A 12,940-nucleotide genomic window follows, 5' to 3' on the forward strand; every position below is an offset into this window, starting at 1 on the left:
CCCCGCCGCGGAGAAGCTTCCGGCATGAAATACGGTCTGGTCGTCCCCACTTATCGGTCCATCCTCGACGCCGGGCGCACCGCGCCGGAAATGGTCGCCATCGCGGTCGAAGCCGAACGCCTCGGCTTCGATTCGGTCTGGGTCGGGGACACGCTCGCGAAGGCGCCCATCGATTCCTTGACGTTGCTCGGCGCGTTCGCCGCCAGGACCGAGCGGGTCACCCTCGGCACCGCCGCGCTGCTGCCGGCGTTGCGGGATCCGCTTCTTTCCGCGAACGCGATCCTCTCGCTCGATCTGCTCAGCCAAGGCCGCGTCGCCCTCGCCGTCGGGGCCGGATTCGCGGGTCGCAGCGAACCCGAGTTCGCCTTCACCCGGGTGCCGTGGGAACGCCGCCGCGCCCGCCTCGACGACATCGTCGCGTTGTGGCGGCATGTCTGGAGCGGGAAGAGCGGCCCGTTCCACGGCGACGTGCTGCACTACGACGCCCTGCCGGAGTACCCCGAGCCGCACCGTCCCGGTGGTCCGCCGGTGTGGCTGGCCGCCTTCACCCCGGGCGCGCTGAAGCGTGCGGGACGGCTCTACGACGGCTGGTTGCCGTACCCGCCCGACGTCGCGGACTACACCGACGGCCTCGCGAAGATCCGCGAAGCCGCCGTACGCCCCGTGACACCGGCGTTGTTCGCGACAGTGCTCATCGAAGAGGACCCGATCAGGGCACGAGAGCGGCTGGAGGACTACGCGCAGCGGAACTACGGTGTCCCGCTGGACTTCGTCGAGAAGATCCAGATGCAGATCGCGGGCAGCCCGGAGCAGGTCGCCGACCGGTTGCGCGAATACCGGGACGCGGGCGCCGAACACGTGCTGATCCGCATCGCGACGCAGGAACCGGCCGAGTTCGACGAGCAGCTTCCGAAGGTCTTCGACGCCCTGCCCCGGTAATCGCGCGGCGGACTGTCGGTGCCCCCACGTAGGCTGGGACGGTGACAAACGCTCCATTGTCCGGACTCCTTCATTCCATCCTTCCCGATCCGGCCCTTCGCGGGGTCGTAGAGCGGGCCGGTGCCCCGGTGCTCGAACTCCAGGGCGCGATCGCCACCCGCCAGCTGGTCGCCGGTGCCCTCGCCGCGGACGAGGGCGCCGGCCGCCCCGTGCTCGCGGTGACCGCCACCGGCCGCGAGGCGGAAGAATTGACCGCTTCCCTGAAGTCGTTCCTCGGCGAAGGCGCCGTCGTCGACTTCCCGTCCTGGGAGACGCTGCCGCACGAGCGGCTGTCGCCCCGGGCGGACACCGTCGGGCGGCGGCTGGAGGTGCTGCACCGGCTCAAGACGGGCGCCGACGACCTGCGCGTCGTCGTCGCGACCGTCCGCAGCCTGATCCAGCCGATGGCGCCCGGGCTCGGTTCGCTCGCCCCGATCGACCTGGTCGTCGGCGAGGAGCAGAGCTTCGAAGGGCTGCTGGAGCGGCTGGTCGAGCTCGCGTACACGCGCGTGGACATGGTCGAGAAACGCGGCGAGTTCGCCGTGCGCGGCGGCATCCTCGACCTGTTCGGGCCGACGGCGCAGCATCCGGTGCGGGTCGAGTTCTGGGGCGACGAGGTCAGCGAGATCCGCGCGTTCGCGGTGTCCGATCAGCGGTCGCTGCCGGGCGAGATCCAGCACGTCAGCGCGCCGCCGTGCCGTGAGCTGCTGCTCACCGAGCCGGTCCGCGCGAAGGCCGCCGAGCTCGCGACGACGTACGAGGCCGACGCGCAGCTCACCGAAATGCTCACCAAGCTCTCCGGCGGGGTCCCCGTCGAGGGCATGGAGGCGCTCATCCCCGTGCTGTGCGAGGGCGAGCTGGACCTGCTGACCGACGCGATGCCCCAGGGCACGCACGTACTGCTGGCCGATCCGGAGAAGATCCGCGCCCGCGCGGCCGACCTGGTCCGCACCGGGCAGGAGTTCCTCGAAGCGTCCTGGACCACGGCCGCCGCGGGCGGTCAGGCGCCGATCGACCTCGGCGCGTCCGCGTACCGGGACCTCGCGGAGATCGCGAAGCACGCTCAGGAGACGAAGCGTCCTTGGTGGACGTTGACGCAGCTCGCGAGCGACGATCCCGACGTCTACCGCGTCTCGATCGAGGCCGCGCCGAACTACCGCGGCGAGGTCGAGCGCGCGACGACCGATCTGCGTGCCCACACGGCCGCGGGCGGCACGGCCGTGCTCGTCGTCGCCGGGCACGGCACCGCTGCCCGCGCCGTCGAGCAGCTGTCGGCGGGAGAGGTGCCCGCGTCGCTCGCCGAAGGCATCACAGGTCCGCTGACGCCGGGCGTCGTGACGGTGACGTGCGGCGGTCTGTCGGACGGTTTCGTCTCGCCGGAGCGCGCCCTCGTCGTACTGTCCGAATCGGACCTCACCGGCCGCGGCTCGGGCGCCGGGACGTCCACAAAGGACTTCAGTACCAAGATGCCGTCGCGGCGCCGCAACGCCGTCGACCCGCTCGCCCTCAAGGCGGGCGACTACGTCGTGCACGACCAGCACGGCATCGGCCGGTTCGTCGAGATGGTGCAGCGCACCGTCGCCGGCGCGACCCGCGAATACCTGTTGCTGGAGTACGCCTCCTCCAAACGCGGGCATCCGGGGGACCGGCTGTTCGTCCCGACCGACCAGCTCGACGAGGTCTCCCGTTACGTCGGCGGCGAGCTGCCCACGCTGAACAAGCTCGGCGGGTCGGACTGGAAGAACACCAAGGCCAAGGCGAAGAAGGCGGTCAAGGAGATCGCCGCCGAGCTCGTGCAGCTCTATGCCGCCCGGCAGGCCGCTCCCGGGCACGCGTTCGCGCAGGACACCCCGTGGCAGGGCGAACTCGAGGACGCCTTCCCGTTCACCGAGACCAACGATCAGCTCGCCGCGATCGACGAGGTCAAGGCGGATATGGAACGCGGCGTCCCGATGGACCGCGTCATCTGCGGCGACGTGGGCTACGGCAAGACCGAGATCGCGGTGCGCGCGGCGTTCAAGGCGGTGCAGGACGGCAAGCAGGTCGCGGTGCTGGTGCCGACGACCCTGCTCGCGCAGCAGCACCTCAACACCTTCACCGAACGGATGAGTTCGTTCCCGGTGAAGATCAAGGGGCTCTCGCGCTTCACCTCGAAGCCGGAGTCGGACGCCATCCTCGAACAGCTCGCTTCGGGCGACGTCGACATCGTGATCGGCACGCATCGCCTGCTGCAGACCGGGATCCGCTACAAGGATCTCGGCCTGGTGATCGTCGACGAAGAGCAGCGGTTCGGCGTCGAGCACAAGGAGCACATCAAGGCGCTGCGGACGCACGTCGACGTGCTGACCATGTCGGCCACGCCGATCCCGCGGACGCTGGAGATGTCGCTCGCCGGCATCCGCGAGATGTCCACGATCCTGACCCCGCCCGAGGACAGGCACCCGATCCTGACCTACGTCGGCGCGTACGACGACAAGCAGGTCGGCGCCGCGATCCGGCGCGAGCTGCTGCGTGACGGCCAGGTCTTCTACGTGCACAACAGGGTTTCCTCGATCGAGAAGGCCGCGAAGCGCATTCGCGAGCTGGTGCCGGAGGCGCGTGTCGTCACCGCGCACGGGCAGATGAACGAGGAGAAACTCGAAAAGATCATCCAGGGTTTCTGGGAGAACGAGTACGACGTGCTCGTCTGCACCACGATCGTCGAGACCGGGCTGGACATCTCGAACGCGAACACGCTGCTGGTGGAGCGCGGTGACCTGCTGGGGCTCGCGCAGCTGCACCAGCTGCGCGGCCGGGTCGGGCGTGGGCGCGAGCGCGGATACGCGTACTTCCTTTATCCGCCGGAGGCCCCGCTCACCGAGACGGCGCACGACCGGCTCGCGACCATCGCCCAGAACACCGAACTGGGCGCGGGTATGGCCGTCGCGATGAAGGACCTGGAGATCCGCGGCGCGGGCAACATCCTCGGCGCGGAGCAGTCCGGGCACATCGCGGGCGTCGGGTTCGATCTGTACGTGCGGCTCGTCGGTGAAGCGGTCGACGCGTTCCGCCGGCACGCGGGCGCGGAGACCTCCGAAGAGGAGGAGCTCGCCGAAGTCCGCGTGGATCTCCCGGTGGACGCGCACATCCCGCACGACTACGTGCCGGGCGAGCGGTTGCGGCTGGAGGCGTACCGCAAGATCGCGGCCGCCCCCGACCAGGCCGGGCTCGACGCCGTCCGCGAGGAACTGATCGACCGCTACGGTCAGCCGCCCGCCCCGGTGCGGAGGCTGCTCGCGGTCGCCGCGTTCCGGCACACCTGCCGCGCGGCGGGGGTCACCGAGGTCGCGGTCCAGGGCACGTCGATCCGGTTCGCGCCGCTGCCGCTGGCGGATTCGCAGCTGGTGCGGCTGAAGCGCTTGTACCCCAAGGCTCTCTACAAGGCGGTGACGAACACGGTTTCCGTGCCGAAGCCGACGGAGGGCCCGGCGGGTGGTCGCATGGGCGCCCCGGCGCTGCGCGACGAGGAACTGCTGGACTGGTGCGCGAAGCTGCTGACGAATCTGATGAAGTCACCGGCGCCCGTCGCGTGAGCCGAGCTCGAATCGCGACTTATGACCTGGTTCTCTCGCCGGGGCCGGTATGAGAGGGTAGGCCCTGTGATGCGGATCATGGGGCGCCGTCGCGCGCTGCTCGGGGTTCTTGCCGGTTCTCTCCTTCTCGCCGGATGCAACGCCGGTCCCGGGCAGGTCGGTGCCGCGGTGATCATCGACGGCAAGACCGTCTCGGTGGATCGCGTGCAGCAGCTGATCGACAAGGCCGTCCGTGAGCACCCGTACGGGCAGCAGCTCGCCCGTGAGCACAAGCTCGATCTCGTCGGCCGCGAGATCGTCCGCCAGGAGATCCTGCACGACCTCACCGAGCGCGCCGCTCAGCGGGAAGGCGTCCGGGTCGACGAGTCCCTCGTCGTGAACGCGCTGCAGAAGGATCCGCTGGCCAAGCCGATGGAGGCCAACCCGCAGGACGACCCCGCGCTGAGCGTCCAGCAGCTCGTGGCGCGGGTGCGGGACCACCGTGATGCCCTGGTCGACGCGGCGCTGCAGACCCAGCTCGCGATGAAGTACCTGGACAAGCTCACCGTCACGTTCGATTTCAGCTCGGTCTCCTCGACCGACGCCACCGGTTCCGACGCGGACAAGCTGCGCGAGCAGGCGATCGAGAAGGCCCGGAAGTTCGCCGCGTCGCCGAACGCGGCCGCCGAGCTGATCGCGCGGGACCAGCAGACCGCCGACACGCAGGCGGGCACCGGCCAGAAGCTGCCCGCGATGCAGTCGCCCGCGACCGCGGCCACCGTCCTGTTCGGTCTCGAACCCAACACCGTCGCCGCTTTCCAGCCGACACCGCAGCAGCCGCTTTGGGTCGTCGTCGTGGTGCGTGAGCGGACCGCCGACAAGCCCGTCGCGTCGGATCAGGCCGCGCAGCCGACCGCTCAGCAGCTGGCAGGAGTGGGTATCCGGCTCCTGCAGCCGTACCTCGACCAGGCCGACCTCAAGGTGAACCCGCGCTATGGCGTGTGGGATGTTGTGGGCATGGATCTCGCGCCCAACGAAGCTTCGAAGAAGGGCATCGTGCTGCCTGTGCACGGTGCCGCGCCGCGAAACCCGTGACCACTGCCGTCGTCGTGATCGCCCGCGGGGCGACACTGCCCGCCGCGGCACTCCCGATCCTGCGAAGCAGCGCCGCCGTGTATGCGGCTTCCGATGTCGATGCCGGCGTTTTCGGGGTGCCCGCGCTCGGTGACACACAGGAGCGCGACCTCGTGCTCATCGCGGGTTCGCGCCGGGAAGCGAAGGCCGCGGCCCTGATCAGGTCGGGTGCGCGGGTGATCGAAGCGCCCGTTCCGCCGCTGGTCGAGGCCGCCGAGGTGATGGACCGCCTGCGTTCGCCGGGCGGATGTCCGTGGGACGCCGTCCAGACGCACGAGTCGCTGCGTCAGTACCTGGTCGAGGAGACCTACGAGCTGCTCGACGCGATCGAGGAGGGCGACAGGGCCGCGTTGCGCGAGGAACTCGGCGACGTCCTGCTCCAGGTGCTGTTCCACGCGCGCGTCGCCGTCGAGGACGCGGCCGATCCGTTCGGGATCGACGAGGTCGCGTCCGATCTGGTCGCGAAACTCGCCGGACGGCATCCGCATATTTTCAGCGACGCTCCCCGGGTCGAGACCGTCAGCGACCAGAACCTCAAATGGGAAGAACTGAAGCAGGCCGAGAAGAGCCGCCAGTCCATTGTGGACGGCGTCGCGCTCGGGCAGCCCGCCGTCGCGCTCGCCGGGAAGCTCGGCCAGCGCAGCGGCCGGGCCGGGATCCCGCTCGACCTGTTCCCCGACGGCGCCGAGGCGGCGGCCCAGCTGTTCCGGGTGGCCGCGACCGCGCGCCGGGCGGGGATCGATCCCGAAGGTGAGCTCCGCGCCGTCGCGAAGCGGTTCGCGCGCGACATCCGGGAGGCCGAGCAGGCCGCGCGGGACGCCGGTCTGGAGCCGACGACGCTGGAAGCCGACGGCTGGCGCAAGTTCTGGCCGAGCTCCTGAGAACCGATCCGCTGTGATGCGGAACACAATCGGGTGAGAACCCTTTCGGTGATCTCGGCGTCTTGCCGGATGTGAAGGGAACGGAACCGGACGAAGAGCAGCTCGTCCGCCGCACCGCCAAGGGCGACCGCGCGGCGTTCGAGGAGCTCTACCGCCGCACTTCGCCGTGGCTGGCCGTGCGCCTGCGCCGTCGCTGCGCCGACGAACAGATCGTCGCCGAGGTGATGCAGGAGACCTACCTCGCGGTCTGGCGCGCGGCGGGCGCGTTCGCCGGTTCGGCCGTCGGCGGAAGCGCCGTCGGCTGGCTGTGGACGATCGCCGCGAGGCGGCTGGTCGACGCCTTCCGCCGCCGGGCGAAGTTCGCGCAGCCGCTGCCGGTCGCGGAAACGGCCGTTTCACCCGCGGCCGAGGACGAGGCGCTGGCCGGTGCGGTCGGTGACCACGTTGGTGACGCGCTGCGACGGCTCGCTCCAGAACTCCGTCAGGTCCTGCAGGCCATGGTGCTCGACGGGCTGACCGTCCGCGAGACCGCGGTCCTGCTCGGCGTGCCGGAAGGAACCGTCAAAACCCGCGCCAGGCGGGCTCGGATCGCGATGCGGGAGGCGCTGTCGTGAACAAGGAACACGTGTCCGAACAGCTCCTCGCCGGTTACGTCCTCGGCGGCGACGGCTTGGCCGGCGACGAGGTCTGGGCGGTCGAAGCCCATCTCGAAACGTGTGCGGAATGCCGGAGGAGGCTGTCCGCGATCAGCCTGCCGTCGGTGTCCGCGCTGGTGGACGACGTCTGGGCCGGGCTGGGGCCGAAACTCGCCGAAGCGGGGCCGAGCCCGATGCGGAGGCGGTGGGCCGGTCGGCTGCACACCTGGGTGACGCCGGTGATGCTGCCGTGGCTGGTGATGATCCTGCTGATCCCGGCGATCGGCTTCCTGCTGGACGCGGTCGGGTTCACCGGAAGCGAGGACTACTCGTTCGTCCAGCTGTTCTCGCCGGTCCTGCCGGTGCTCGGCGTGGCGATTTCCTGGGCGAAGGGGCTCGATCCGGCCTACGAACTCGTCACTTCGACGCCGAGGGCCGGGCTCTACCTGCTGCTCCGCCGGACGACGGCGGTACTCGCCGTGGTCTTGCCGATCCAGGGCCTTTCGAGCTGGCTCGGCGGTGGCGGCTTCGGGCTCGGTCTCCTGCCCAGCCTGGCCTTCACCACCGGGACGCTCGCGCTCGGCGGGCTGATCGGGGTGGTGCGGGCGGCCTATGTCCTCTCCGGGGTCTGGGTGGCGGTGATCCTGGCGCCCGCGGTGGCTTCGCAAGGGCGTGCCACCGCGCTCGAACCCCGGCTGCTCCCGGTGTGGGGCGTGATCTTCGCGGTGACCGCGGTCGTGGTGGTGCTCCGGCGGAGCGTCTTCGGCCTGCTCACCGGATCCGAACGATGAACGAAGGGGAGAACATGATGCGTGCTGTCGGGGCCGCGGAGGTCGCGCCGACGACCTACGCGTGGCAGATCAAGGCGGAGGGACTGAAGGTCCGCGTCGGCAAACGCAAGTTCGCCGTGAACGGGCTCGACCTGGACCTTGGCACGGGGGTGCACGGTCTGCTCGGCCCGAACGGGGCCGGGAAGACCACGCTGATCCGGGCACTGGCGACGGTGCTCCGGCCGGCGGAGGGAGGGCTGGCGCTGCTCGGTGAATCCGTCGGGGGGTTCACCGATCAGCGCCGCCTGCGCCGCCGTATCGGCTACCTGCCGCAGAATTTCGGTTACTACAAGCGATTCACCGTTCGCGAATTCGTCGAATACATCGCCTGGCTGAAGGAAATGGCAGGAGAGGACATCCCGGCCGCGGTGCAGCGGTCGATCGAACGGGTCGGCCTCGCCGATCGCGCCGACGACCGGATGAAGACTCTGTCCGGCGGCATGGTGCGGCGGGTCGGGATCGCTCAGGCGATCGTGAACGATCCGGACATCCTCCTGCTGGACGAGCCGACCGCCGGACTCGATCCCGCACAACGCGTGCGGTTCCGTGAGCTCATGCAGGAACTGGGCCGGGACGCCTGCGTCGTCGTCTCGACGCATCTCGTCGAGGACGTCGCGACGGCCTGCACCGACGTCGTCTTGTTCGAAAACGGGAAACTCGTCTTCCAAGGCACGCCGGACGAATTGGCCGCGGCCGGGACCGAGGAGCACGTCGGCGACAGCCCGATCGAGCGCGGCTATTCGGCGCTGCTGGGGCACGAGCCGGGGAAGGGGAACTGGTGAACACGCGCGTCCTGCGGACCGAAGTCCGCCGTTCCATCGCCCCTTGGGCCACGCTCGCGATCCTCGTCGTCGCGTTCGGCTTCCTCTATTCGTTCAGTGGTCCGTGGACGAAGCCGCCGCTCGCCTGGGACGAGCATTGGACCCACGCCGCGGAGTGGAGCCGGTTCCTGCTGGTGTTCCTGTGGCCGATCGCGATCGGCGCCGGGGCCATCCAAGGTATGCGCGACAGCCGGTCCGGCACGGCCGAGCTCATGGACACCATGCCACGACCCGCATGGCACCGGGCCGCGAAACTCGCCGGTGCCCTGGGCGGTCTGCTGGTGCTGGGTTACCTGCTGATCTTCGCCGTCGGCGCCGTCCAGGCGGCCCTCAATGGCGGGTTCTTCACCTTCGGCTGGTTGCCGATCGTCGTGGTCGGTGCGCTCGGCATGCTCGCGGGCGCCTGGATCGGGCTCGGGATCGGCCGGTTGCTGCCGCATCCGCTGACCGCGCCCGCGGTGGCCGTCGCCACGTTCGTGGCCGTGATCCTGTTCCAGCTCGGCGGGTCGGCGGGCAGCGTGGTCAGAGGAGTCGTTCCATACAACGTCTCCTTGCTCTCGCCCGCGATCGGCGTCGTCCGGGATCCGTTCGCCACCACCGCGGGCCGGATGGATCTCGGGCAGGTGGTCTGGCTCGCCGGACTGGCCGCGACCGGTTTCCTCCTGCTCGCGGCCCGCTCCAAGCGGGCGAAGGGGCTCGCCGTCGTCCCCGCACTGGCGGCGGCCGCGATCGCCTTGCCCTTACTTCCCGGCAGCATCGCCGAAGCCGAGGTCGCCGACCCGGCCGCGACCGAGATGGTCTGCGACGGCCCGGTCTGCGTTCCCCGCATGCTCGAAGCCGAGCTGCCTCGCCTCGCCGGACCGGGCAAGGAAGCGTTGCGGCTGTTGGGAACCTTGCCGGACGCGCCGGTCAAGGTCGCGGCGCTGGACCGGCGCCTGGGCTACGACGAGGTGCCGCCGCGTGCCGCCGACACCGTCTACGTGGACCTGGTGGACTGGTCCATCCGTTCGGTCCTCAATTCGGACGACATGACGCGGACACTGGTCGCCGGGTCGGGGACGCCGACCTGTTACAGCCTTCAAGGTGTCAACGAGTCCTTTTTGGACGAACTCACCGCGCGGTCGATCTCGTCGAGCTGGTTCCTCGGCGAGTGGAAGGTGACCGGGGCCTCCTGGCTGAGCGACGACACGAAGAACGAGGTCGTGCGGAAGTGGGAGACCTTCCGTGCCCTTCCGCCCGACGTGCAACGGGAGCGGATCATCGCGCAGCGGCGGGCCGGCCTGACCTGCCAGGGCAGCCAGCTCGGCATCCTCCTCGGCGGTGCCCGATGAGGTGGGCGGTGCTGTACGCCCGCTCCCGTGCCATGCCCGCGTCCTTCGCGGGGCTGGCGGTGAGTATGGCCGTGATCTGGTTCCTGGCGCGGGACCGCTGGTCGGAGATCCCGGTCTCCCTGGCGCTCCTGGCGGCGATCGCGGTGACCGCCATCGGCCTCAGCGGGCAGGACACCGATCTCGACCGGACCGCCGCGATCCGCTGGGCGCCTCGCCGTGTCCTGCATCTCCTGCTGATCGGCGGCCTCGGCGCCGGCGCCGCGCTGCTTCCGCGGCTGTGGGAGGCGGAGCGGGTCCCGGTGGAGGTCATCGTGCGGAACGCGGGCGGGTTGCTCGGTCTCGCGGGGATCGCCGCGGTGTTGTTCGGCGGGGCCTTCGGGTGGACGTTGCCGCTGTTGGTGTTCATCGTGTCGTTCGTGGTCTGGGCCACCACGTCGAGCGGGGAGACCGTGCACGCGGTGGTGACTTGGCTCTTCCAGCCCGCCGGGGTGTCGGCCGCCACGTGGACCGCCGTGGTTTTCGCCGTGGCGGGCCTAGGGAGCTACGCGGTCTTCGGTAACCGCCGCTGAAATGTCATGAAAGGGTCGTTCCTGACGTTTTTCGTCAGGAACGACCCTTTCATGACATCCGAGGGGCTCAGACGTCCCGGTTGTGCGGAACGAGATCGAGCGGATCGTGGTCCGGGTCGTCGACACCGAGGCTGATGATCCGCGACGGGTGGATCCGGATCACCGCGCCGTCGAAATGCCCGTCGGCCGTGCGGGCGCCGGTGAGCGCCTCCGCCCGGCCGCGGATCTCGAGGCAGCGGATCCTCGGCGGGTCCTGTGAAGGCATGTCGTCCACCACGAACGCGGCCTGCCCGTTCGCGGCCACGTTCCGGAACTTCTTGCTCTTCGCCAGTTCGTAACCGGTGATGTCGATCGTCTTGGTCTCGGTGTTGTAGGCGTAACCGACGGGGCTGACCTGCAGCGTTCCGTCCGGCTGTGCCGTCGCGAGCCGTCCGAGCCCTTGGGTGGCGAGGTAGTCGAGTTCCGCTTCACTGAACATGGGCCCAGTGTCCGACCTCCACTTGACTGGAGGTCAACTGCTTTCGCCGAAGTCCGTGAGACCGGTTCCCCAGTCGACTTCTTAAGCCGAATGGGTCATCGCCCGGAAGTGTGGCGAAGTAACCTGACCGGGTGGCTGAAACCGCCCAGAGCACCGAAGCGCCGGAGCACCCTGCCCGCCCTCTGCCGCCCTACGTGCCCAGGCTCGCCTTCGCGGGCGGGCTCGTGCTCACCGGCGTGGTGCTGATCATGACGGTCGGGGTGAACCGGCCGGGTGGCGAGGAGCCGCCTCCGGCACCTCAGCCCCAGCCCGCGCTCGCGGTGCCCGATCAGAAGCCGCAGCCCGGGGTGGCGACACCGCGCGCCGGGCTCGCCGCGCCGCCCGACCGGCCCACCGTTTCCGACGCGGCCGAATTGGAGACCTGGGCGAAACGGGTGGCCGCGAAGACCCGGCTCTCCGTCACCGATCTGTCCGCCTACGGCCGGGCCGAGATGTGGCTCCGACGGCAGAAGCCGGGCTGCCATCTCTCGTGGGCGACCCTCGCCGGCATTTCCCACGTCGAGGCGGCGCAGGGCAGGCCCGGCCCGATCACGCTCGCGCCCGAGATCTGGGCCAAGCACTCCGCCCGGGCCAGGAGCGACGGCAAGCAGCCGGATCCGAAGGACCTCGACGACGCCGCCTTCGCCACCGGCCGCTACCTCTGCGCCGCCGGCGACGACGTCGCCACTCCGGACGGCTGGTGGAAGTCGATGCGGGTGTTCAACCCCGCGGTGCCCTACGTCCAGGAAGTCTTCAGCGCGGCCGACACCTACGCGGACGCCAGCGTCGCGCCCTGATCTTCGAGCACCAGATCGAAGTTGAGCGCCGACGCCATCCGGTAGGCGTCGCCCGCCGCGACGACGAGCTGCGCCATCGGATCGACGACGTTCCCCGCCGCCCAGACCCCGTCCACGTTCGTGCGCCCCTGCGCGTCCACCGCGATCGAGCCGCTTTCGGTACGGGCGCAGCCGACCTGGGCGAGCAGCCGGTCGTGAGGGACGAACTTCGGGCCGACGAACACGACGTCGCGTTCGACGAATTCGCCGTCGACGAGCCGGACACCGGTCAACCGGTCGTTTTCGACGGCGAGCTCGGACACCTTCCCGTCGACGATCCGGATGCCGAGCCCGGTCAGCTTCGCCCGGTCTTCGGCCGAGATCTGCTGGGTATGCGTGAAGAAGGTCAGGTCCTTGCTCCACTGCCAGACGATCAGCGCCTGGTGGATCGCCTTCTCGGACGTGGCGAGCACCCCGAACCGCTGATCACGCACCTCCCAGCCGTGGCAGTACGGGCAGTGCAGCACGTCGGTGCCGAAGCGTTCCGCGACGCCGGGGACGTCCGGCAGTTCGTCGGCCAACCCGGTCGTCACCACGATCCGGCGCCCGCCGACGACCCGCCCGCTCGCCAGTTCCACCGCCTTGTCGTGCCGCAGCCGGTGGACGACGTCGTCGATGATCTCGACGCCGTACGCGCGCACTTCGGCACGGCCTATCTCCAGTAGTTCTTTGGGCGGGATGCCGTCCCTGGTCAGGAAACCGTGGGCGTGCGCGGCGGGCGCGTTGCGCGGGGCGCCGCCGTCGATCACGGCCACCTTGCGCCGTGCCCTGCCCAGCACCAAGGCCGCGCTGAGCCCCGCCACGCCGCCACCGATGATCACCACGTCGAATTCTTCGTTCATGGTCCCGAGCATCCG

General features: G+C 70.0%; 12 protein-coding genes. 10 read left to right on the plus strand and 2 right to left on the minus strand.

Annotated features, from left to right (window positions below):
- Positions 1 to 24: 24 nt before the first annotated feature.
- From AVR91_RS39015 to AVR91_RS39055, 9 genes are all read left to right on the plus strand, one after another.
- A complete protein-coding gene (locus AVR91_RS39015; protein ID WP_063277481.1) occupies positions 25 to 939 on the plus strand; it encodes an LLM class flavin-dependent oxidoreductase in 915 nt (304 codons plus the stop codon).
- A gap of 56 nt (positions 940 to 995) precedes the next feature.
- Positions 996 to 4,550: a transcription-repair coupling factor gene (gene mfd / locus AVR91_RS39020; protein ID WP_063277480.1), complete on the plus strand. Its 3,555-nt coding sequence runs from the start codon at positions 996 to 998 to the stop codon at positions 4,548 to 4,550.
- A gap of 69 nt (positions 4,551 to 4,619) precedes the next feature.
- Positions 4,620 to 5,624, plus strand: a complete 1,005-nt coding sequence (locus AVR91_RS39025) for a hypothetical protein (protein WP_063277479.1) — start codon at positions 4,620 to 4,622, stop codon at positions 5,622 to 5,624.
- Complete coding sequence (locus AVR91_RS39030; RefSeq protein ID WP_063277478.1) at positions 5,621 to 6,544, plus strand: MazG family protein; 924 nt, start codon at positions 5,621 to 5,623, stop codon at positions 6,542 to 6,544. Before AVR91_RS39025 ends, AVR91_RS39030 begins: the two co-directional genes overlap by 4 nt.
- Positions 6,545 to 6,615: 71 nt before the next feature.
- A complete protein-coding gene (locus AVR91_RS39035; RefSeq protein WP_016337286.1) occupies positions 6,616 to 7,158 on the plus strand; it encodes an RNA polymerase sigma factor in 543 nt (180 codons plus the stop codon).
- Positions 7,155 to 7,970, plus strand: a complete 816-nt coding sequence (locus AVR91_RS39040; protein ID WP_063277477.1) for an anti-sigma factor family protein — start codon at positions 7,155 to 7,157, stop codon at positions 7,968 to 7,970. Before AVR91_RS39035 ends, AVR91_RS39040 begins: the two co-directional genes overlap by 4 nt.
- Before the next feature lie 17 nt (positions 7,971 to 7,987).
- A complete protein-coding gene (locus tag AVR91_RS39045) occupies positions 7,988 to 8,791 on the plus strand; it encodes an ABC transporter ATP-binding protein (protein ID WP_063277487.1) in 804 nt (267 codons plus the stop codon).
- The gene (locus AVR91_RS39050) at positions 8,788 to 10,161 is read left to right on the plus strand and encodes a hypothetical protein (RefSeq protein ID WP_063277476.1); all 1,374 of its coding nucleotides are present in this window, start codon (positions 8,788 to 8,790) and stop codon (positions 10,159 to 10,161) included. The genes AVR91_RS39045 and AVR91_RS39050 overlap by 4 nt, the downstream gene beginning before the upstream one ends.
- The gene (locus AVR91_RS39055) at positions 10,158 to 10,730 is read left to right on the plus strand and encodes a hypothetical protein (RefSeq protein WP_063823233.1); all 573 of its coding nucleotides are present in this window, start codon (positions 10,158 to 10,160) and stop codon (positions 10,728 to 10,730) included. Before AVR91_RS39050 ends, AVR91_RS39055 begins: the two co-directional genes overlap by 4 nt.
- A gap of 67 nt (positions 10,731 to 10,797) precedes the next feature.
- Here AVR91_RS39055 and AVR91_RS39060 read toward each other — a convergent pair whose 3' ends face one another.
- On the minus strand, positions 10,798 to 11,208 hold the full coding sequence (locus AVR91_RS39060) for a PPOX class F420-dependent oxidoreductase (protein ID WP_016337281.1): 411 nt from the start codon (positions 11,206 to 11,208) through the stop codon (positions 10,798 to 10,800).
- Between the two features lie 131 nt (positions 11,209 to 11,339).
- Here AVR91_RS39060 and AVR91_RS39065 point away from each other — a divergent pair, with 131 nt between their 5' ends.
- Positions 11,340 to 12,044, plus strand: a complete 705-nt coding sequence (locus AVR91_RS39065) for a lysozyme family protein (RefSeq protein ID WP_063277474.1) — start codon at positions 11,340 to 11,342, stop codon at positions 12,042 to 12,044.
- Here the strand turns inward: AVR91_RS39065 and AVR91_RS39070 are convergent.
- Positions 12,017 to 12,937: an NAD(P)/FAD-dependent oxidoreductase gene (locus AVR91_RS39070; RefSeq protein WP_063277473.1), complete on the minus strand. Its 921-nt coding sequence runs from the start codon at positions 12,935 to 12,937 to the stop codon at positions 12,017 to 12,019. The genes AVR91_RS39065 and AVR91_RS39070 overlap by 28 nt on opposite strands.
- Positions 12,938 to 12,940 lie beyond the last annotated feature (3 nt).

This window comes from Amycolatopsis keratiniphila subsp. keratiniphila, from assembly GCF_001620365.2.
In the GTDB taxonomy this organism is placed as follows: Bacteria; Actinomycetota; Actinomycetes; order Mycobacteriales; family Pseudonocardiaceae; genus Amycolatopsis; species Amycolatopsis keratiniphila.